We start from the raw sequence: 19,108 nt of genomic DNA on the forward strand, positions 1-19,108 counted from the left end.
CGGGCCGCTCGAAGTTGACGAAGCGGCCGCCGCAGTGGCGGCCGGAGCCGCACCGCGGATACCGGAGCAGGGAAAAGACGTGAATCTCGACGATCTGATCAGCGAATACGCCGACATCGAGGGCAGGCTCGCCGACCCGGCCGTGCATGCCGACCAGGCACTGGCGCGACGGCTGGGCAAGCGCTATGCCGCGTTGCGGCCGATCGTCGAGACGTACCGTGAGCTGGGCTCCACCGAGGACGACCTGGCGACCGCGCGAGAGCTGGCCGGTGAGGACGAGACGTTCGCCGCCGAGGCCACCGAGCTCGACAAGCGCCGCGAGGAGCTCGAAGAACGGCTGCACCGCCTGCTGATCCCGCGTGACCCGTCCGACGACAAGGACGTGATCCTGGAGATCAAGGCGGGCGAGGGCGGCGAGGAGTCGGCGCTCTTCGCGGGCGACCTGCTGCGCATGTATCTCCGCTATGCCGAACGCGTCGGCTGGAAGACCGAGGTCATCGACGCGCACCACTCCGACCTGGGCGGATACAAGGACGTCACCGTCGCCGTCAAGGCGAAGGCCTCCCAGGAAGAAGGGGTCTGGACGCGCCTCAAGTACGAGGGCGGCGTGCACCGCGTCCAGCGTGTGCCCGCCACCGAGTCGCAGGGCCGCATCCACACCAGCGCCGTGGGCGTCCTCGTCACCCCCGAGGCCGAGGACGTCGACGTCCAGATCGACCCCAACGACCTGCGCATCGACGTCTACAGGTCGTCCGGCCCCGGCGGCCAGAGCGTCAACACCACCGACTCGGCGGTCCGCATCACCCACGTGCCGAGCGGCGTGGTCGTCTCGTGCCAGAACGAGAAGAGCCAGCTCCAAAACAAGGAGCAGGCGCTGCGCATCCTGCGGTCCCGCCTGCTGGCGATGGCGCAGGAGGAGGCCGAGGCCGCCGCCTCCGCCGAGCGCAAGAGCCAGGTCCGCACGGTCGACCGCTCCGAGCGCGTGCGCACCTACAACTACCCGGAAAACCGGATCTCCGACCACCGCGTGGGCTACAAGGCGTACAACCTCGACCAGGTCCTCGACGGCGACCTGCACAACGTGACGCAGTCGCTGGTGGACGCCGACATGGAACGACGCCTGGCGGAGGCCCAGCAGTCGTCATGAACCTGCTGCTCGACGAGATCGCCCGGGCCACCGCGCGGCTGGCCGACGCCGGGGCCGCGTCTCCCCGTGCCGACGCCGAGGAGCTGGCGGCCGCCGTGCACGGCGTGAAACGGGCAGAGCTGCACACCGTCTGCGACAGCGCGTTCGACGCCCGCTTCTGGGAGTACGTGGCGCGCCGGGAGGCAGGCGAGCCCCTCCAGCACATCACCGGCCGGGCGTTCTTCCGCTACCTGGAGCTCAAGGTGGGCCCGGGTGTCTTCGTGCCCCGCCCTGAGACCGAGGTCATGGTCGGCTGGGTCCTCGACACCCTGCGCGACATGGACGTCCAGGATCCGCTGGTCGTCGACCTCGGCACCGGATCGGCGGCGATCGCGCTCTCCATCGCCCAGGAGTCGCCCCGCGCGCGGGTGCACGCGGTCGAGAAGGATCCGACCGCGTTCGTGCACGCCACCCGCAACGTCGAGGACCTGGACGAACGCGGCCAAGTCCGCCTACGGCTCGACGACTTCGGCGCCGCCCTGAACGAGCTGAACGGTACCGTCGACCTCGTCGTCAGCAACCCCCCGTACATCCCCATGAGCGAGTGGGAGTACGTGCCGCGCGACGTCCGCGACCACGACCCCGGCGACGCGCTCTGGGGCGGCGGTGACGACGGCCTGGACGCCATCCGCGTGGTCGAGCGGACCGCCCGGCGGCTCCTGCGCCCCGGCGGCTACGTCGCGGTCGAGCACAGCGATCTGCAGGGCAACGCCGTCTACTGGGTGTTCGCCGAAGAGAACGGCTGGCGCGACGTCCGCAACCGCCGTGACCTGACCAACCGGGACCGCTTCGTCACGGCCCGCCTGGGGACGGACTGATCCGTGGAAGGATGCTCAACGTGAGCCGACGTTACGACTGCTCCGAGCCGATGGAGCGCACCCGCGGGATCGCCGAGTCCGTCTCGGCCGTACGGCGCGGTGAGCTCATCGTGCTCCCCACGGACACCGTCTACGGCGTCGGCGCGGACGCCTTCACCCCGCCCGCCGTCAACGCCCTCCTCGAAGCCAAGGGCCGCGGCCGCGAGATGCCGCCGCCCGTCCTCGTGGGCTCCGTACGCGCCGCGACCGCCCTCATCGAGGACCTCGGCACGTACGGCCAGGACCTGATCGACGAGTTCTGGCCCGGCGCCCTCACCCTCGTCTGCCGCGCCAACCAGAACCTCCTCTGGGATCTGGGCGAGACCAAGGGCACCGTCGCCGTCCGCATGCCCATGCACGAGCTGGCCGTAGAGCTCCTCAAGGAGACCGGCCCGCTGGCGGTCAGCAGCGCCAACGCCACCGGCAAGCCCGCCGCCCGCACCATCGACGAGGCCGAGGAGATGCTGGGCGACGCGGTCTCGGTCTACCTGGACGCAGGCCCCTCCGGCCACGCCGAAGCCTCCACGATCGTCGACCTGACAGGCTCCATCCCCCGCCTCCTCCGCGCCGGCGCCATCCCCGAGGACAAAATCCGCTCCGTAGTAGGCGTCCTCCTGACCGACGAGGACGAGGACGAGGACCTGCCGACGGAGGAGCCCGAGAAGCCGTCCCTGACCAAGGACGAGGAGCCCGAGAAGCCGTCCCTGACCAAGGACGAGCCTGCGGAAGAGCCAGGCTTCTCCCTCCGCAAAGACGACAACGCCTGATCCGGCACTTCGCGCCCACTGCAATGTTGACCTGGGCCGGAGACAGGGCGGAGACGAGGGACTGATTTCATCCCCGCTCGAAGAGTTCAAGTCCTACAGCACTGGCATCTTCATGCCGAAGCGCTGGTATTGCGCCCGTTCAGGCTGATCAGGCGCCCCGGACCCAGCCTTCAGGCTAAAAGGGCAGGCCAGAACGGGAGTCAGCCTGTCCGGAGGCAGCCCAACTCCTGCCGTTGCCGTAGGCCGTCCCCAAGGTGCGCCGTAATTGAGTAGGCATTCAACTCGTGCACGGTAAATTGAAACGACGAAAGGCGCGGCCCAGGCGATAACGTTCCGGGTGATCGGTGGGCCAATCTTGAACCACAGCGGCTCATTGTGTTCCATTGGCCGCCCGACAGCGCCGCCATAGCCCGCCCGGCAATAACGTCCTTGGAGTGTCCATGAGATCAATGGACACGAAAGGGCCTGCGGGTCTGGGCTAGTATTCGCGTGGGGCTCTCGTTGCTGACAGGCGTTCCGCACGGTGTAAAGGCAGGTCTTCTATGGCTTACGCAGCCAAGTTCGGTCGAACTCATCCGACCCTGTTGATCGGCTTCAGCCTTGCGCCTCCTTTGTGGCTCCTGCTTTTGGCAATAGACCCACATGACCATGGTGGGCAGTTCGTCGTGGCGCTGCTTCTGCTGTTCTCTGCCACCCCCGCCCTCATTGTGATGGCGATTGTCTATATTAGGCGAGCGCGTAGGAGTGCGGGTTACGCCTTGAGAGTGGATGCTGATGGTGTTTACTTCGGTGCACATGAGGAGGCTGAGCCGAGGCTGTTCACTTGGGATGAGGTAAGCGCGTTGGTTCTGTTTACTCGGCGAACCCTGGTGCTACGCGGAATTGTGAGATGTGTAGGGCTGCGTCTTCATCCATATTCTCAGGATTCCCCGGAACGGCATCTTGCGGACTTGCGTGAGGCGCAGCAACGTGAAGACCTCGAAGAGGCTGAGCGGGCCGATATTCAACGACTCATCGATCAACTTTCCCAGGGACAGCTTGAGATGGCTGTAAGTTGCCATGCGGAGGCTCGTGGTTGGCGGTATCGCTCGGACGCCCTGCGTCGGTCTTTCGAGACCCATGCCCCAGGTGTTCCGGTCGCCGTCTACTCGGACAAGGCGTACTGGGATTTGGTTGGCTGGAGAGCCGGCCGGGACAAGCTGGCCGGGATATTGGAGACTGTGGAACTGCGGAAATGGCGATAGCGAAAGCCGCCGAAGCCACGCCAGTCATTTGGCTCACCAGTAGTTATAGGCCTTGACCTCCCATGGTGCTTTGACTGCTGGGAAGTTGTGGAGAGTTACACGGTACTTTTGACCTTTTCTGGCTTTCTTCCAGTGGACGGTCTTCCAATATCCATCGCATGCCGCGTAGGGTGTCTTGGCTCTGAGGTAGCCGTCCGTTCCGGTGATTCCAAGCCATGCCTTCGACGCGCCCCTCCAGCGCCAGCACCTGAAATTGATGCCAAGGATCTTGCTCTTTGACTTGAAGGGTTTGGAGGACCAGTTCCCGGGATATCTGGAATTCGGCCAGACGAAGGCCGGGCCCCAAATCCGATGCCAGCTTCCCCGTCGGGCCGTCATTTCATTGTTACTTAGTGAGAGAATCTCCGGAGTCGGGACGGTCGTTGAAACGTTCTCTGGGCTCGGCGGAGGTGTTGAGGCGTGGGCAGGCGCAGGGGCGGCGATGAGCGAGATGCCAATGAACGGAGCTGTGAGCATTGCCGCTGTACGGGTTCTTTTCACCGGGCTACTCCTTGGGGACGGAGCGGGCTCTGGACTGGGGTCACCACACCAGAGGTCCGTCTCCCGGCCGTCTCCGCATCGACTCCTTGCCTGATGCGGGGCCAGGAAAGCAGGGGCATCCACAAGTGCTGACGGACCTTGGTGCATCCCTGCTGGCGTCGGCATCCCGGTGTAGACCGCCACCGGTGCCCACCGAACTCTCGGACTGGTGACAAACGCCCGCCAAACAGGAGCTTCGGGTGTGCTGTTCTACGGCTGCTGTCGATTTGTCGCGTTCAGCGCTGGACTATGTCGCCGGGCTGATCTGGCGGCATCGCAAAGCGATCGAGTCGAGGTGGCCGCTGCTCAACCCGCGCCGGAGGCATTGTTGGTGCCGGTGTAGCTGCGAAAGGGCGAGACGTTCACCAAATCAGCGTGGGTTCCCGGTGTTGGCGACGACTGCCTGGCGGTGGTGGGGAGACCGTGCTGCTATCGCCGCTCGCCTAAGCCCGCCCACGCGGTATGCACGGCCAAAGGACGGGCTACCCACACGATCCTGCACGGCACGCTCATCTACACCGGCCGGGTCACGTGTTCACGGGATGAAGGTGCAAGTCGTCGCCCCGGACAAGGCGATCCTGTGCGCCTCGGGGCCCTGCCAGGCAAGACCCACGACCTGACTCCCGCAGGTCTGGGCATGCTGCGTGAACTGAAGGCGGGGAGCCTCGTCAAGGACGAGCCAGCTTTGCCTATGAGTCAGCTTTCTCCCTCGATCACGAGCACCCGGTCGTCGGGGTGCCGGTCGACGATGTCGTTCAGGCAGGCGGTGTAGCGCGCCGCCGCCGCAGCGGTGGGGTCCTCGCCCCGGGCCGCAAGGACGACGCCTCCTGAGGCGGCGCTCACGCCCTCGGTCATGTTGACCTGTGCTGGAGACAGGGCGGAGACGGGGGGCTGATTCCATTCCTGCTTGAAGAGCTAGATGCGTGCGCACGAGCAGCGGGTGAAAGGCACAGTGCGGCCGTCCGGCTCGAGCAGCGAGAACGAGGCGACGATGAAGACCATCACAAATGTCATCACACTTTCTCTTGGCCTGACCGTTGCGGGTGGCCTCATGGCTGCCACGCTGGCAGCAGCAGCGACGGCTGCCAAGCAGCGGGCCGCCAAGCCGAAGACCGTCTCCAAGCGCAGCTACTACGTCCACAACAGGTACGCCGACTCGTTCGGGACCGTGTCTGCACGCACGACAGGGGGTCTACCCGTCACCCCTTCCGGCTTCATATCTCAGGAAAGCTCAGGGAGTCTTGCGACATCAAGTCCACGAGCCACGTCTACCTGAGCTGGTCTCAGGGCCCCAAGGGCAAGGTGAAGAGGTACAACAAGCGCGTGGCAGGTATCGGTAGCTGCACGACCATCAATTTCCGCAAGAGTTACAGCACCGGCAACCTCAAGCCGAACAAGGTCTACGTCAAGGTCTGCACCAGCGCGAGGAAGCGCTGGAGCTGCAGCCGCCCAGGCTGATCGGTCACCCCGCAAAGAACCCGCGTAAGCCGCCCCCGGAGCCAGCCCCCAGGCTCCGGGGGCGCTGTGCGTCCGGCCTTGCTCGCCTGTCGGAAATTTCTTGAAGAATCTCGATTTCGGAAGCAGCAGGCGCGCGGCCTTGTGCATCTACCTTGCGTACGGGGTTCCAGAGGCCGGAGTGCTGCGGAGGAAACGATGGCGACGGGTCGTCAGAGTGACGGGGGTTCACTTGAGCTCATGCCGTCCGTGCGGTGTCATCTCGACGGGCTTGAGGTGCCGCTGACGGAAGGGATGCGCTCTCTGGTCATCACGGTGGCGTTGGAGGGGGATGGACTGTCCCGCCGGTCGCTGCAGGTTCGGATGTGGCCCGACCTGGAGAGCTACAGCGCGGCCAAGCGACTGCGTCAGCTGCTCTGGCGGGTGAAGCGCGAGACGGGCGATCGGCTGCTGAACGCCGCGTCGGGTTGTGTACGGCTGGCCGAGTCGGTCTCGGTGGACCTGCACTGGGCCGAACGGCGAGCGCGGGGGATCGTCAACGGGGAGGTGCCCGCGTCCATTGACACGGACGAATGGTCCTTTCTCGGGGAGGAGTTGCTCTCCGGGTGGCCGGACGAGAGCGTGTGGGAGGCGCAGGACCGCTGGAACCGGCTCCGGCTGCACGCGCTGGAGCGGCTGGCGGAGCGGGCGCTGGACGTGGGGGACATCCCGGCCGCCATCGAGTTCGCGAGCGCTGCGGTGAGCGTGGACGAGTTCAACGAGGTGCCGCACCGGGTCATGGCCGCCGCCTATCTTGCGCGGGGAGATATTGCGAGTTCCTGGCGGGTCTTCACCAAGTTCCAGCAGTTGCTCCGGCGGGAGATGGGGCTGGAGCCGAGCTCCTCGTTCCGCGATCTGGTCGGACGGAGACGAGCGGCGCGCAGTGCTTAGCCATCCCCTGCCCGGCTTCTTTACGCCGGGTCATTAGCCATGTGTGGACATAACGCGACTTGGGGTCTCGTGACCCCTATGATCCCCCCGTGGTCCGTGAGTCTGCCCGCCGTTTCCCGGCGGGCTTCCAAGGCAGATGCGGGCACGTCGTTTCCGACCTGGGGGTGTGGCCGCGGTGACGTCCGATGTCGTCGCGACGTCCGACCTGACCTCTCTTTACCAGGAACACCAGGTCGGGCTCATCCGCATGGCCGTGCTCCTCGTCGGTGATGAGGCGACGGCCGAGGACGTGGTCCAGGACGTCTTTCTGCGCATGCAGGACAAGCCTCCCCGGCTGGACGACGAGAAGAAGCTGCTGGCGTACGTCCGCGCCGCGGTGCTGAACGGCTGCCGGATGACCCTCCGGCGCCGCAAGAGGATGTGGCAGCGGACGGAACCGCATCAACCGCCGGTATGGTCTGCCGAGTCGGCGGCGATCCTCAGCGAAGACCGCCGTGAAGTGATGCGGGCGCTGTCGCGTCTGCCCCGCCGGCAACGCGAGGCGCTCGTTCTTCGTTTCTATCTTGAGCTCTCCGACGACGAGGTCTCCCAGGCGATGGGCATCCGGCCGGGAACCGTGCGTTCGACCATGACTCGGGCGCTCGCCGCGCTGGCTCGCGAGATGGGAGAGGAGGTCGGGACATGAGCATTGAGGACAGGCTCCGCGACGCGCTGCAGGCCACCGCGAACACGGTGGACGACCAGACGCACCGGCCTCTGCCCGAGCGGAGACCGCGGCCCTCGATGCTGAGACTCCGCCTCGTGCCCCTCGGTGCGGTTGCCGGTGTCCTGATCATCCTCGTCAGTTTCTTGACCGCACAGCGACTCTGGGACGATCCGGCGGAGCGCCTCCAGCGGACGCCGGTCATGCCCAAGTTCATCTTTGCGAGCACCGTAGACGGCGGTGACACCCCCAATGATTCGTCGTACAGCCTGGAGGTCCGCGAATCGGCGACGGGGCGGCTTGTGGACCGGTATAAGGCGCCCAAGGGCTTTGAGTTCGGCGGGGTGGCGGCTCTTAGCGACAACCGCACGTTCTACGTCACCTCGGAACTGAAATCGCAGAAACCATGCCGAACGACGATCCAGCGGGTGCGGGTCAGCGACGCTGGAAAGATCATCGGGATGGAGCCGATCGCCGGCGGACCGGTCGCGGGTGTCGGGTCGGGCAACGGAGGACTCGCTGTCACGCCGAACGACACGAAGCTTGCATATGCCGTTCAGGACTGCAGCGCGGAGCGGCGCGACGAGGCGTCGGCGGAGAGAACGCGTATCGCGGTCGTTGATCTGGTTACCAATACGCAACGAGAATGGCATGACTCGGGGCAAGGGGATGGTGCGAACCAACTGTCCTGGGCAGCAGACGGAGGCCACCTCTTCTTCGTGCGCCGGGTTGAGCACAAAGACTCGATTTCCGAAGATACCGAAGAACTGCGAAGAATTAAATCCTCCGTGCCTGGCGGCGCGCAACTGGCTGGTAACAGCAAGCTCATCCAGACGGTGAAGTCGCCTTCCATCTACGTGTCCGCGTTGGCTAGGCCAGATGGCCTTTCCGTGTTCACGTCGACAATGGAATTGCAGCTGGGAGTCGGGTCCGAAGAGCCGGGCAGTGTGCCGGACCCGTCGAGGGACTCCCAGGGGCCGGTGGAGTTGCTTGAACTCTCGGCCCAGGACGGCCGTGTACTGCGTCAGATCCGATTGGCGAGCGCGTCTCGGCTGGAAATCGCCGCCTTCAAGAGTGACGCTTCAGGCCTTTATCTGTTGACCAGCGGCGGGATCGTCGACCTGCACAAGGGCGGTCCGGCACGTCCGCTGAAAGGCCTCGACGGTGTAGTCGACATGGACTGGTGACGGCCTGGCTAGTAGACCTTCTGCCACCTGCCGCACTCGGTCTTATAGTGCTTCTTCGGCGTAAGCCCGCATTCCCGGACGTACAGATGTTTCGTGTAGTCGGAGCTGAAGAACTGGCTGCGGTAGTCCTTCTTGTAAGGAAGGTCGGCCGGTACACCCGCGCTCTTGAAGAAATACACCTTGCTGGTGTGCTTCCCGCTGCCTTCAGTGGCCCTGAATTGGACGGCGGCGGCCAGTCCGTTCTTCTTCAGGTCCTGTAGCCAGCCTTTGATGGTGACCTTTTTCGAGGTACGCGTGTACGCGCCCCCCACCTTGATGTTCGTGTAGCTGGCCTTCGTCGCCCAACTGCGCCCGGCGGCGGCGTTCGCCTCGCTCGTGACGGCGCTGATCGTACTGACGGAGACTGCGGTCACGGATGCGACGGTCGCGGCGGCGAGACGGCGGCGCATGGCGTTCCCTTCAGTGTGGGCCTGGCAGAACGACCCGAACCTAGCACTCACACATGACAAGGGCCCGACCTCTGAGAGGCCAGGCCCTTGCATGGTCCGCGATGGGAGCGGGACAGGGATCAGAAGAGCTTCTTACCCTTGCCGTAGTAGAACTTGCCGTTCTTCGTGCTGCGGCCGCACTCCTGCACCCAAAGGTGGCTGCTGTAGCTGGAACTCGTCCGGATCGTGATCGTGCCCTTGCCATCGAAGGCGTAGCGCGAGCCGTTCGGCCGGACGCCGACGATGTGGTGGCGTGACCAGTAAGCCCTCTTGCCCTCCTGGAAGAGGAATCGGACGCAGGCCGTGTAGTAGTTCGCCTTCGTGTCCCGCAGGTAGGCCTTCACATAGGTCTTGCCGCCGCTACGGGTGTAGGTCCCCCATGCGTCGATGTAGCGGTAGGTGTTGATCGCCTTCCACCCGCGCGCGGCTGCCGAGGCCGTGGGGGCGGCGGCGGTCGAGGCGGCCGACGCGGCGGCGGAGTCCGTCAGCTTGACGGAGTCGGCCTGGGCGGGGGCGCTGACGGCGGCCATGCCGGCCATCAGGGTTCCGGCGGACAGAGCAACGGCTGCAAAACGCCGCATGAATCCCTCCATGCACTGAAATCTCGGAGATAAAGCCAGGTCAACGTAGCAGTCGCAGCAAGATCATTTTTATGATCGGCTTAGGGGTTGACCAGGGGTGGTCGGCTGTGCGAACAAATCCCCTGCAATGGACGTCCAACAGTCTTGGGAGACGCCTGAGACTCGTGTGCCAAGACTTCAGAGCACCTGCCAGGGGGCCATCGTCACTCCAAAAATCGGACAGAAGGCGACAAATTCCCCGATGCTTCGCCTGAGCTTTTCAGTGGAGTGAAGTTGATCACATCTCCACCCTGGGGTTGAGTCTCAGGGCTATCGAAGGGCTGATACGGGTCCATTCCGGCGCATGACGCGCGGACGTGGGGTGACACGGTTCGCTTGGTGCATGGCCGAGAACGAGAAGCAACAGGGCGAGAGCGGCTGGCTGGCGTGGTTCCGTGGCGCGTACGAAGCGCTCATCACGGTCGTGGTCGGCCTGGCCTTCTTCGTAGCGTTCGCGTACGCCAAAGGGGTGTTCTGAGCCATGGCCGCCAACGAGGCAAACCCACAGGACGAGACGGACGACTTCTCGCTTGACGCGTTGTGGGTCGTGGCGGCCGTCCCAGCCGGCGCGGCGTGGGCATCCTTGAAGTTCTCCGGCCATGGTGTGTGGCGCTGGCTGGCCTTCTGCCTGGTCATCGTGGCGGTGGGCATCGCGCTGTGGGGCGTGGTCGGGGCAGTACGACGGCGCCAGTGGAAGGAGCTCGCCGGCTTCTGGACGATCGGGGCCATCGTCGTGCTGGCCAAATGGCTGGTCTTCTAGCGGTTTTGGCCCGGGCGTACGAGACCGGCGTCGTAGGCGAAGATCGTGGCTTGGACGCGGTCGCGGAGGTCCAGCTTCGTGAGGATCGCGTTCACATGGGTCTTCACGGTGGCGGTGCCGATGCCGAGCGTCGTGCCGACCTCGGTGTTGCTCAGGCCCCGGGCCACGTGAACGAGGACGTCGCGTTCGCGCTGGGTGAGGAGATCCAGCCGTTCGTCGGCGGGCGAGGGCGGGGCGACGGTCCCGCTGACGAACGCGTCGATCAGGCGGCGGGTGACGGCGGGGGCGAGCATCGCCGCACCCTCGGCGACCGTGCGGATGGCGTCGACGAGTTCCTGCGGGTCGCAGTCCTTGAGCAGGAAGCCGGACGCGCCCGCCCGGAGTGCGCCGTAGACATATTCGTCCCGGTGGAACGTGGTGAGCACCAGGATGCGGGCCGCCGTCTCCGTGCCGCCGGTGAGCTCCCGGGTGGCGGTCAGCCCGTCCATGCCGGGCATGCGGATGTCCATGAGGACGACGTCGGGCCGTAGCTCCCGTACCGCACGCAGGGCCTCCGCGCCGTCCCTGGCCTGCCCGACCACCTCCAGGTCGGGTTCGCCGTCGATGATCGCGGTGAAGCCCGCGCGGACGACATGCTGGTCGTCCACCACCAGCACCCGGATGCTCACGTCTGCTCCTCCATCGCGTCCAGCAGCTCGCGCATGTCGACGAGTGCGGCCCGTGCCTGTTCGGTGACCACGTCGAGGGCCGCCTTGGCGTCGGTGGCGGTGCCGGCGAGGCCCGCCTCGGCGGCGCGTACGAGCCGGGAGGTGTGGTCGAAGACCGTCCCGCGCAATCCCATCGCGATGCGGTGGCGCTCCGCCAGGACCGCCTCGCCCGTACGGGCGGCCATGGTCTCCAGGGCGTTGATCTCCCAGCTCCTGCTGCGGGCGGCGACGGCCTTCCCCCAGGCCCAGAACGGCAGGAACGCCAGCACGGAGAACGTGCTGCCCGCGATCAGGCCGAACGCGAGCGCGAAGAAGGCGGCGCCGGGCTCGTTCGGATCCGGATCCAGCGCGAGCGCGGAGCCGATCGCCACTCCCCACGGGATGGGAGCGATGAGCACGGCAGGCCAGGTCGGTCTGCCCTTGCGGGCATAACAGGCCACGGAATAGACCGCGATCAGCTCCGCCACGAACCCCATGGCGAGTACGCCCAGGAGCGGTTCGGACATCTGCGCGGCGACGGCCGCCCAGATCGAGTCGGCGACGACCAGGGCGATGAGCGTGCCGTACGGGTTGCGCCGCCGCCACCACAGCGGAATCGCGCGGCCGAACAACGCCACCGTGACAAGCATCATGTCGACGAGCGACCAGCCCCGCAGGATCGACTCTTCCTGGAGTGCGAAGGCCATGATGGTCGGCGTCCCCACGGAGAACGCGATGGCGGTGGCGTCGAGGACCTCCGGCCAGTCCAGGCCCAGCCGTGGCCTGGCCGGGGCGGTGGGGAGGACCGCGGCGACGGTCCAGCCGCCCGCCGGCGACGGGCCCGCGTCGAGCGTGCCCCCAAGCCCGGTCGCCCGTTCCCGCATGCCTGCGATTCCGCGATTGGTGCCGAGAGCAGGCACCACGCCGTCATCGCAGGGACGGTCGTTGGTGACCGTCACCTCCAGGGCGGCCGAGGTGTAGCGGGCCTCAACCTGCACCGGCGCGCCCGACGCGTACCGCATCGCGTTGGTCAGCGACTCCTGAACGATGCGGTACGCGGCGGTGGTGACCTCGGGAGGAAGCTTGCGCGGCCGGCCCTCGACCGTCAGCGAGACCGGGATGCCCAGCCTGCTGAGGCCGTGGCAGAGAGGCGGGAGCAACGACTTCAGCTCGCCGTCTCCGGCTCCCGGTCCCACGACGTCCACGAGCCTGCTCAGCGACTTGAGAACGTCGCGGCCGGTCTCTGCGGCGACCGTCAGGGCCCCGGTGGTCAGTTCCGGGTCGTCGAGGCGGGCGGCCGCGCCGCTGTGGACCACCACCGCGCTGAGATGGTGACCGGCGACGTCGTGAAGGTCGCGGGCGAGCCGCTCACGTTCGGACTCCGCCGCGGCCCGGCGTTCCTGCTCGGCCTCGGCCAGACGGGCCGTCAACTCCAGCCGTCGCGCCTTGCGCTGGCGCCGGATCTGCCCCAGCGCGGTGATCGCCACATAGACGATGACGTTGGCGAGCACGTCCGACCACAGGTCCGTCCCGCCGCTCCAATGGGGGATGGAGGCCAGGCTGACCACGGTGCAGGCGACGAAGGCGCCGATCAGCGCGGTCCGGGGACCGCGGTGCACCGCCAGCGAGTAGAGGGCGATCACGTCGGTCACCCCGTCGATCAACGTGTCGTCGGTGCCGATCGCCAGCTGCCCGACGCCGTCGACGAGAAGGACGGCCGCCAGCACCGCGACGGGCGCCACACGCCGCCAGATCAGCGCGACGCACGAGAAGGCGACGGCGGCGTTGAACACCATCCACTGCCGCTCGTCCAGGGCCTCTTCGAGCGCGATCAGGTAGGTGAGCCCCAACTGGAAGGCCGCCGTGATCGCGGGCACGGCGAAGTCCGCCACGCTCGGCCACCGCTGGACGCCCCCGTCAGTCCTCACGGGAATGACCTTATGGGGCCATTACCCAACTTTCAGCCATCTCTCAGGCCTCAGCCAGGAAGGCAGGGGGTGGTGCCGTTCAAAGTCATCTTGGGGTGGCGGCCGGCTTCGAGGCGGATCTTGAACGTGACGGACGGGTTGTCGCGGGTCATGGCGAACGAGCGGTGTTCTCCCTTGCCGCGGGGTGGTTCGGCGAGGCGGTAGTCGCGGTCGCCGATCAGGCCGAGCATGATGCCGGTGGCCTGGTCGACGAGCACGACGGGGGACGGGCCGGGGCGGAGCGGGAATTCGGCGCGCAGCGTCCGCTGCGCCCGCCCGTCCCCGCATGGGCCCGTCCGGTCGCTGAGCGTGCGGGGCCGGGCGCCTGGCCCGCCGAGGCGTTCGGCGCCGTCGCGCAGAACGTGGAAGGCGTCGGCTTCGAGGCGTTCGGAGGATTCCGAGAGTGCGGGCCCCCAGGCGCAACCTGTGACCAGGGCGGACCCGGTGATTCCCGCGAGAAGGCCGAACCCGACAGTGGACACGGGACGTAGCTTAGACGCGGAGTGCCGCTCTACTCCGTAGGGTAATCACTTCATTACGCAAGCACGCGGCGACGGTAGGGACATGCCTGAGGTGCGTGGCTGGTTCCGGGGCCTGGTGGTCACTGCGGGGATGCTGCTGGCCACCGTTCTCGCGCTGCCCGCGCACGCCGAGCCGCCGGGGGCCGAGAGCATCCCGACGTACGACGTGGTGCTCACGATCCGGTCCGACGGGCTGCTGCACGTCCGCGAGACGATCACCTATGACTTCGATCGGGGCGGCGAGCACGGGATCGTGCGACGCATCTCGTACCGCAAGAACAACCGGCTGTTCGACATCCGCGACGTGCGCACCAGTTCCTCCACCGGCGCGCCGGCGCGGGCCGAGACCGCCAAGTTGCTGCACGACGTGCGCATCGACGTCGGCGACGACCGGCGGCGGGTGCACGGGCGGCAGGCGTATGTCATCGAGTACGACGTGGCGTGGGCGTTCACCCCGTACGAGGACCATGACGAGTTGCAGTGGGACGCGCTCGGCAGCGACTGGGACGTGCCGATCGGGGAGGCGGCCGTACGGGTGGAGGGCCCTGTGCCGCTCAGGCGCGTCAAGTGCCAGGCGGGGACGGCCGGGTCCTCCACGCGGTGCCTGCGCGATCGCGACGGCCCGTTCGCGGTCGACTTCACGCAGAGCGGGCTGCGGCCGCGCGAGACGATGACCATCCGGGTCAGCCTGCCCAAGGGGGCGATCCAGGTGTCACCGCCGCACTACGCCCGTCCGCACTGGCAGGGAACGTGGGCGGGCACCGCTGCGCTTGCCTTGGCGCTCGCAGCCGTCGTCCTGCTGGCGCGGCGTCCCGCGCCCCCGTACGCCGGGGAGACGCTGACGGCGGTGGGCACGATGCTGATCGTCGCGGATCTCGCCGACGACATCCTGGTGCGCGGTTTCTGGGCGTTCTCGCTGGGTGACGGGTGTCTGGCGGGCCTCGCGCTGGTGATCACCGGAGCCGCCGCCGCCAGAACGCGGCGATCTCGGACAACGGAACACGCAGCGGTGACCGGATTGGGAGATTAGAGTTGGTCGGAACTCCGTCAGGACGAACAGATCGTCCTCGGCGGGCTTCTGAATCATTGGCGGCGACGGTGAGGGGAGGCGCAGGGCGTGCGCGAGTACCTGCTCACCATCCTGGTCGCCGCCCTCGTCACCTACTTGCTGACCCCGGCCGTGCGCAGTTTCGCCGTGTGGTTCGGCGCGCAGGCGGCGCCCCGCGACCGCGACGTCCACGTCATTCCGACGCCGCGACTGGGCGGGCTGGCGATGTTCGGCGGGCTGGCTGCGGCGCTCGTGCTCGCCCACGGCCTGCCGGTCATGGGCAAGGTCCTGGCCAACTCGGACATCGGCACCGGCAAGGCCCTGCTGCTCTCGGGCGGGCTCATCGTGCTGGTGGGCATCGCCGACGACCGCTGGGGCGTGGACGCCCTGACCAAGTTCGCGGGCCAGGTCGCGGCCGCCGGCATCTTCGTCATGCAGGGCATCCAGCTCTACCAGCTGCCCCTGCCCACCGGCGAGGCGATGTCACTGCCCCCGACGTACGGCGTGCCGCTGACCGTCTTCGTCGTGGTCGCCACGATCAACGCGGTGAACTTCATCGACGGCCTCGACGGGCTGGCCGCGGGCGTGGTGGGCATCGCCGCGATGGCGCTGTTCTCCTACGCCTACCTGCTCTCGTTCACCAACGGGCTGACCACGCTGACCGGCTCGACCCTGACCGCGGCGGTGCTGGTCGGCATCTGCGCGGGCTTCCTGCCGCACAACTTCAACCCGGCGCGGATCTTCATGGGCGACACCGGGTCGATGCTCATCGGCCTGCTGCTGAGCGCCGCGACGATCATGCTGACCGGAACGTTCGATCCCGCCGTCATCGGCGCCTACGCCCAGATGCCGTTCTACGTGCCCATGCTGCTGGTGCCCGCGGTCGCGGCCGTGCCGTTCATCGACATGCTGCTCGCCGTCTGGCGCCGTACGAACCAGGGACGCTCCCCGTTCGCCCCCGACAAACAACATCTCCATCACCGGCTGCTGGAGCTCGGCCACTCACACCGGCGCGCCGTCCTGATCATGTACTTCTGGGTCGCGCTGATCGCGGCCAGCCTGGTCGGGCTCTCGTTCACCAACTCGGTGGCGCTGGTCTCCTCGGTCACCATCGTGGTCGCGATCGCGGGAGCCGTGGTGATGCTCGGCGTCCCACGCCTGCGCCGCCGCACCCCCCGCCACGCAGGCGGCCCCGCCCCCGCCCCTCGCCCCCGCCAACCCGTCTAGCGGCGCGGAGAAGCGGGAGGCGCGGCATCTCCACGGAAGTCTGTGGGAGATGCCGCGCCCATGAGAAGGCCTGCCGAGATGCCGCTGGCGGCTACCTCAGCGCCACTTCGAGTCCACGAGGTCCTCAGCTTGTTCTTGCTGCAGGCCTTGACGTAGAACTTCTTGGTTCCCTTGACCTTGACGCTGAACCTCCAGCCCTCGGTCTTGCCGGGCTTGCTGTTGTCGATGCAGTCGAGCATCGGCGTCCGCGCGTAGTTCTTGACGTAATAGATCTTGATGCAGGCGGAGCGATGGTCGCCCTTGGTGTCGTACATCTTTCCCGACGCCCAAATCTTGGAGCTGTTCCAGCAGATACGCCCGGTGACCGAGGCGCCGGAGATCTTGCTCCAGGCGTTCCGGCAGGCGGCGGCCGAAACCTGTGGGTCGGCCGGAGCCTGCCGGACGGCGGGAGTCTGCCGGGTCGCGGGAGCCGTCACCTGGGTTGCCTCGGCCGAGGCCGGAGTGCCGGTCAACGCTCCGATGGACAGCGCCGCACCGGCGCAGGCCGTCATCGCCACGATCTTCGCCGCAGGAGCCATGATGGTCCTTTCCTGGGGATCCGCCTGTCTTGGCGGGGGCTTCGTTGAGCCCGGCGCGAGCGAATCAAAGCGACGTCTCCAGGACGTCTTCCCGTTGTCTCCGCGTTGTCTCCGCCGCCGCTCAGGGCAGATACCCCTCTCAGGCCAGGGGCTTTCCAGGGAACGACCTGATGACCTGGGCTACAGTCCGTGTGGGGGAAGTTACAAGGCTGCGAACGTCGATGCGTTACCTCTAGGGTAATTGCGGGCGTTCTGGACGCTTGTGATACCTTTCACGAACAAGAGACGACCACTGAAAGTGACCAGCCGGAGCCCACATGCAGCCTTCCGACGCCCGGACTCTCCGCGGCGCCGCGATCCCGTCCGCCCTCGCGGGTGCCGTCGCCATCGTGGCCGGTCTCCTGCTCGGCGGAGCCAAGGGGGCGCTGGGTGCCGCAATCGCCACCGTCGTGGTGATCGCATTCTTCAGCATCAGTGTGGTGGCTGTCAGCTACGCGTCCAAGATCTCCCCGCAGATGATGTTCGCCGCGGCCGTCTTCAGCTACATCTTCAAGATCCTCGGCATGTTCGTGCTGATCTCGGTCTTCGAGGACGTGACAGCCTGGAACAACAAGGCCTTCGCATGGGCGGTGATCGCCCTGACGCTGGTATGGATCAGCGCTGAGATCCGCCACACCCTCACGACCAAGACGCTTTACATCGACGAGCCCGCAGCGCCCGCAGCCGGCCCCAAGGCCGATGCCGACCGGAGCCCGTGATGTCCCCGTGGGCGGCATTGGCGCAAGTGGACTACTCCAATATGACCACGAGGGGGGTGGCCTGCTATGGTCCGTCCTGCGATGAGCGAGGAGGGGCATCGGCCCGATCCGGGGTCCGAGGATTCGGACCACAGCAGCTTCGCCAACGCCGCTTGGTCCATCCCCAGCTACGTGCTGAGCGGGATGGCCGTCTACGGCGGCCTCGGCTGGCTGTTGGATCGCTGGCTGGGCACCTCGGCGCTGTTCCCCATCGGAATTCTGGTGGGCCTCGGTCTCGCGCTCTACCTGGTCTACAACCGCTACGGACGCTGACGCTCCCGCCCGCGGAGAAGACCACCACCGTCTTTGGAATCAAGCCGCGCCCCTCGGGCACGCACAAGCAAGTACCGACCGAACAGTTGGTCACTGACGAAGGGACTGCCGCGTGAGCGCGCCGCGCCTCCTCGCCGCCGAGGGTGAGACGTTCCAAGACCACGTCCCCGGGCTCAACATCTTCGACTGGCCGCCGCTGTTCGAGAACGGACCCGCGTGGCTCGACTGGCTGACGAAGCCGACCCTTATCGTCCTGCTGTCCGCCCTGGCGATCATCGTCTTCGCGTGGCGTGCGTTCCGTGCGCCGCAGCTGGTGCCGAAGGGCGTGCAGAACGTCGGAGAGGTCGCCTACCTCTTCGTTCGCGACCAGGTCGCCCGGCCCATGATCGGCGCGGACGGCGACCGGTGGATGCCGTTCCTCTTCTCCACCTTCTTCTTCATCCTCTTCATGAACCTGTCCGGCGTGATCCCGGTGCTGCAGCTGCCGGCCACGTCGCACATCGCGATTCCCATCGTCCTGGCCCTCGTGGTCTACGTGATGATGTTGTTCCTCAGCATCAAGCACCAGGGTCTGGTCGGCTACTTCAAGAACATGATGTTCCCGCCCGGCCTGCCGGGGCCGATCTACGTGATCCTCGCGCCGATCGAGCTGCTGTCCAACATCATTCTTCGGCCGTTCACCCACGCGGTCCGGCTCTTCGCCAACATGTTCGCCGGTCACCTGCTGATCGCCTTCTTCGCAAGCGTCGCATGGTGGTTCCTGGCCGAGAAGCTCACGGTCCTGGGCGCGGGCATCGGCATCGTCGGGTTCCTGATGTCGATCATCATGACCGCGTTCGAGATCTTCGTGCAGAGCCTGCAGGCCTTCATCTTCACCCTGCTGGCCGCCTCGTACATCGGCGGCGCTCTGCACCCCGAGCACTGACCGACCTCAACCGCAACCGCAAGCTCCGGTGGACGACTCCACCGGCCGATTGAGAAGGAAATCAGAATGGGCACTCTCGCCGCTGTTAACGGTGACCTCGGCTCCATCGCGTACGGTCTTGCCGCCATCGGCCCGGGCGTCGGCGTGGGCATCATCTTCGGTCAGGGCGTGCAGGCCATCGCGCGCCAGCCGGAGCTGACCAACGTCATCCGCCAGAACATGCTGCTGGGCTTCGCGCTGACCGAGGCGCTCGCCCTGATCGGTTTCGTTGTGGGCTTCGTCCACAGCTGACCCTCCTGGCACTTTCCTG

The 19,108-nt window shown here is 66.7% G+C and carries 24 protein-coding genes; 16 read left to right on the forward strand and 8 right to left on the reverse strand.

Annotated features, from left to right (window positions below; translation table 11 throughout):
* Nucleotides 1–79: 79 nt before the first annotated feature.
* The 4 genes from prfA to F8566_RS24770 all read left to right on the forward strand — a co-directional run bounded on the left by prfA (nucleotide 80) and on the right by F8566_RS24770 (nucleotide 4,054).
* Nucleotides 80–1,147 carry a peptide chain release factor 1 gene (gene prfA, locus F8566_RS24755; protein WP_151563896.1) on the forward strand — a complete coding sequence of 356 codons (1,068 nt, stop codon included), beginning with the start codon at nucleotides 80–82 and terminating at the stop codon, nucleotides 1,145–1,147.
* Nucleotides 1,144–2,004, forward strand: coding sequence for a peptide chain release factor N(5)-glutamine methyltransferase (gene prmC / locus F8566_RS24760; RefSeq protein ID WP_151563898.1), 861 nt, complete (start codon nucleotides 1,144–1,146; stop codon nucleotides 2,002–2,004). Before prfA ends, prmC begins: the two co-directional genes overlap by 4 nt.
* Before the next feature lie 20 nt (nucleotides 2,005–2,024).
* Nucleotides 2,025–2,810 carry an L-threonylcarbamoyladenylate synthase gene (locus F8566_RS24765; protein WP_151563900.1) on the forward strand — a complete coding sequence of 262 codons (786 nt, stop codon included), beginning with the start codon at nucleotides 2,025–2,027 and terminating at the stop codon, nucleotides 2,808–2,810.
* 542 nt (nucleotides 2,811–3,352) lie between these two features.
* Nucleotides 3,353–4,054 (forward strand): hypothetical protein, encoded by a 702-nt coding sequence (locus F8566_RS24770; protein WP_151563902.1) that lies wholly within the window; start codon nucleotides 3,353–3,355, stop codon nucleotides 4,052–4,054.
* Between the two features lie 33 nt (nucleotides 4,055–4,087).
* Here F8566_RS24770 and F8566_RS24775 read toward each other — a convergent pair whose 3' ends face one another.
* Both F8566_RS24775 and F8566_RS50105 read right to left on the reverse strand, forming a co-directional pair.
* Nucleotides 4,088–4,594, reverse strand: coding sequence for a hypothetical protein (locus tag F8566_RS24775; RefSeq protein ID WP_151563905.1), 507 nt, complete (start codon nucleotides 4,592–4,594; stop codon nucleotides 4,088–4,090).
* A 735-nt stretch (nucleotides 4,595–5,329) separates the two neighbouring features.
* Nucleotides 5,330–5,488: a hypothetical protein gene (locus F8566_RS50105; RefSeq protein ID WP_192809845.1), complete on the reverse strand. Its 159-nt coding sequence runs from the start codon at nucleotides 5,486–5,488 to the stop codon at nucleotides 5,330–5,332.
* A 468-nt stretch (nucleotides 5,489–5,956) separates the two neighbouring features.
* Here F8566_RS50105 and F8566_RS52350 point away from each other — a divergent pair, with 468 nt between their 5' ends.
* From F8566_RS52350 to F8566_RS24790, 4 genes are all read left to right on the forward strand, one after another.
* Entirely contained in the window at nucleotides 5,957–6,091 is a 135-nt protein-coding gene (locus F8566_RS52350) for a hypothetical protein (RefSeq protein WP_264159413.1), read from the forward strand.
* A gap of 237 nt (nucleotides 6,092–6,328) precedes the next feature.
* Nucleotides 6,329–7,018 (forward strand): AfsR/SARP family transcriptional regulator, encoded by a 690-nt coding sequence (locus tag F8566_RS24780; protein WP_192809846.1) that lies wholly within the window; start codon nucleotides 6,329–6,331, stop codon nucleotides 7,016–7,018.
* Nucleotides 7,019–7,193: 175 nt separating this feature from the next.
* The gene (locus tag F8566_RS24785) at nucleotides 7,194–7,703 is read left to right on the forward strand and encodes an RNA polymerase sigma factor (RefSeq protein WP_225993492.1); all 510 of its coding nucleotides are present in this window, start codon (nucleotides 7,194–7,196) and stop codon (nucleotides 7,701–7,703) included.
* On the forward strand, nucleotides 7,700–8,908 hold the full coding sequence (locus F8566_RS24790; protein WP_151563912.1) for a hypothetical protein: 1,209 nt from the start codon (nucleotides 7,700–7,702) through the stop codon (nucleotides 8,906–8,908). The genes F8566_RS24785 and F8566_RS24790 overlap by 4 nt, the downstream gene beginning before the upstream one ends.
* A gap of 8 nt (nucleotides 8,909–8,916) precedes the next feature.
* Here F8566_RS24790 and F8566_RS24795 read toward each other — a convergent pair whose 3' ends face one another.
* Nucleotides 8,917–9,357 carry a hypothetical protein gene (locus F8566_RS24795; RefSeq protein ID WP_151563914.1) on the reverse strand — a complete coding sequence of 147 codons (441 nt, stop codon included), beginning with the start codon at nucleotides 9,355–9,357 and terminating at the stop codon, nucleotides 8,917–8,919.
* Nucleotides 9,358–9,476: 119 nt separating this feature from the next.
* The gene (locus F8566_RS24800) at nucleotides 9,477–9,977 is read right to left on the reverse strand and encodes a hypothetical protein (RefSeq protein ID WP_151563916.1); all 501 of its coding nucleotides are present in this window, start codon (nucleotides 9,975–9,977) and stop codon (nucleotides 9,477–9,479) included.
* A 382-nt stretch (nucleotides 9,978–10,359) separates the two neighbouring features.
* Between F8566_RS24800 and F8566_RS52355 the strand changes: the two genes are divergently transcribed.
* Together F8566_RS52355 and F8566_RS24805 are read left to right on the forward strand one after the other, a co-directional pair.
* Entirely contained in the window at nucleotides 10,360–10,494 is a 135-nt protein-coding gene (locus tag F8566_RS52355; RefSeq protein WP_264159414.1) for a hypothetical protein, read from the forward strand.
* Nucleotides 10,495–10,497: 3 nt separating this feature from the next.
* Complete coding sequence (locus F8566_RS24805) at nucleotides 10,498–10,776, forward strand: hypothetical protein (RefSeq protein WP_151563918.1); 279 nt, start codon at nucleotides 10,498–10,500, stop codon at nucleotides 10,774–10,776.
* Here the strand turns inward: F8566_RS24805 and F8566_RS24810 are convergent.
* Genes F8566_RS24810 through F8566_RS24820 form a run of 3 tightly spaced genes read right to left on the reverse strand, consistent with a single transcriptional unit; the run spans nucleotide 10,773 to nucleotide 13,911 of the window.
* Nucleotides 10,773–11,444 carry a response regulator gene (locus F8566_RS24810; protein ID WP_151563920.1) on the reverse strand — a complete coding sequence of 224 codons (672 nt, stop codon included), beginning with the start codon at nucleotides 11,442–11,444 and terminating at the stop codon, nucleotides 10,773–10,775. The two genes, F8566_RS24805 and F8566_RS24810, sit on opposite strands and share 4 nt — an antisense overlap.
* Entirely contained in the window at nucleotides 11,441–13,390 is a 1,950-nt protein-coding gene (locus F8566_RS24815; protein ID WP_151563922.1) for a sensor histidine kinase, read from the reverse strand. Before F8566_RS24815 ends, F8566_RS24810 begins: the two co-directional genes overlap by 4 nt.
* A 50-nt stretch (nucleotides 13,391–13,440) precedes the next feature.
* On the reverse strand, nucleotides 13,441–13,911 hold the full coding sequence (locus F8566_RS24820) for a hypothetical protein (protein ID WP_151563924.1): 471 nt from the start codon (nucleotides 13,909–13,911) through the stop codon (nucleotides 13,441–13,443).
* Between the two features lie 82 nt (nucleotides 13,912–13,993).
* Here F8566_RS24820 and F8566_RS24825 point away from each other — a divergent pair, with 82 nt between their 5' ends.
* Nucleotides 13,994–14,980 (forward strand): DUF2207 domain-containing protein, encoded by a 987-nt coding sequence (locus F8566_RS24825; protein WP_151563926.1) that lies wholly within the window; start codon nucleotides 13,994–13,996, stop codon nucleotides 14,978–14,980.
* Between the two features lie 87 nt (nucleotides 14,981–15,067).
* Nucleotides 15,068–16,225: a glycosyltransferase family 4 protein gene (locus tag F8566_RS24830; RefSeq protein WP_151563928.1), complete on the forward strand. Its 1,158-nt coding sequence runs from the start codon at nucleotides 15,068–15,070 to the stop codon at nucleotides 16,223–16,225.
* On the opposite strand, the gene F8566_RS24835 is transcribed toward F8566_RS24830, so the two are convergent.
* Entirely contained in the window at nucleotides 16,222–16,803 is a 582-nt protein-coding gene (locus F8566_RS24835) for a hypothetical protein (RefSeq protein WP_151563930.1), read from the reverse strand. The two genes, F8566_RS24830 and F8566_RS24835, sit on opposite strands and share 4 nt — an antisense overlap.
* Nucleotides 16,804–17,120: 317 nt before the next feature.
* Between F8566_RS24835 and F8566_RS24840 the strand changes: the two genes are divergently transcribed.
* The 4 genes from F8566_RS24840 to atpE all read left to right on the forward strand — a co-directional run bounded on the left by F8566_RS24840 (nucleotide 17,121) and on the right by atpE (nucleotide 19,089).
* Nucleotides 17,121–17,561, forward strand: coding sequence for a hypothetical protein (locus F8566_RS24840; RefSeq protein ID WP_151563933.1), 441 nt, complete (start codon nucleotides 17,121–17,123; stop codon nucleotides 17,559–17,561).
* An 81-nt stretch (nucleotides 17,562–17,642) separates the two neighbouring features.
* A complete protein-coding gene (locus F8566_RS24845; protein ID WP_151563935.1) occupies nucleotides 17,643–17,873 on the forward strand; it encodes an AtpZ/AtpI family protein in 231 nt (76 codons plus the stop codon).
* A 112-nt stretch (nucleotides 17,874–17,985) separates the two neighbouring features.
* Nucleotides 17,986–18,798, forward strand: a complete 813-nt coding sequence (atpB, locus tag F8566_RS24850; protein ID WP_151563937.1) for a F0F1 ATP synthase subunit A — start codon at nucleotides 17,986–17,988, stop codon at nucleotides 18,796–18,798.
* Between the two features lie 66 nt (nucleotides 18,799–18,864).
* Complete coding sequence (atpE, locus tag F8566_RS24855; RefSeq protein WP_151563940.1) at nucleotides 18,865–19,089, forward strand: ATP synthase F0 subunit C; 225 nt, start codon at nucleotides 18,865–18,867, stop codon at nucleotides 19,087–19,089.
* Nucleotides 19,090–19,108 lie beyond the last annotated feature (19 nt).

The organism is Actinomadura rudentiformis, assembly GCF_008923185.1.
Taxonomy (GTDB): domain Bacteria; phylum Actinomycetota; class Actinomycetes; order Streptosporangiales; family Streptosporangiaceae; genus Spirillospora; species Spirillospora rudentiformis.